This window comes from Aeromonas sp. DNP9, assembly GCF_001728955.1.
GTDB lineage: Bacteria > Pseudomonadota > Gammaproteobacteria > Enterobacterales > Aeromonadaceae > Aeromonas > Aeromonas veronii.
The window spans coordinates 1-525 of the sequence record NZ_LYSQ01000074.1 but is presented as its reverse complement, the minus strand read 5'-3'; the positions used below and the strand labels follow the sequence as shown (position 1 = coordinate 525).

Genomic DNA, 525 nt, shown 5'->3' with positions numbered 1-525 from the left:
CCGCCAGTTGTAGTAATCCATCAGGTAATAACTGATATCCCGCTTCGCCTCCCGCACGCTCATATATCCCATAGCCGGGAGCCACTCTGACTTCAGGCTTCTGAACAACCGTTCCATCGGGGCGTTATCCCAGCAGTTGCCACGCCGACTCATACTCTGGGTCATGCGATAGCGCCACAGTCGTTGCCGAAATGCTCGGCCGCCATATTGGCTGCCCTGGTCAGAGTGAAACAGCACGCCTGACGGACAACCCCGCTGCTGATACGCCATCTCCAGGGCTTTGATGGCCAGCTTGGCATCTGGTTTATCTGACATCGCCCACCCCACAACCCGCCGGGTATGCAGGTCAAGCACCGCTGCCAGGTAATGCCAACGACCACCTGCCCAGACGTAGGTAATATCGCCACACCACACCTGATTGGGTTGTTGGACATCAAATTCGCGGGCTAGCAGATTGGGAATGCCCGGTCGTTCAGACCGAGCGACCTTATAGCGGTGTGCGCCCGGCTGTTTGGATGCCAGGCC

1 protein-coding gene is annotated in these 525 nt (G+C 57.9%); it reads right to left on the bottom strand.

The genetic code is table 11. The features are described 5' to 3' along the window. On the bottom strand, positions 1-525 hold a 525-nt coding region (locus A9G06_RS21280), incomplete at both ends, for an IS3 family transposase (protein ID WP_069556553.1).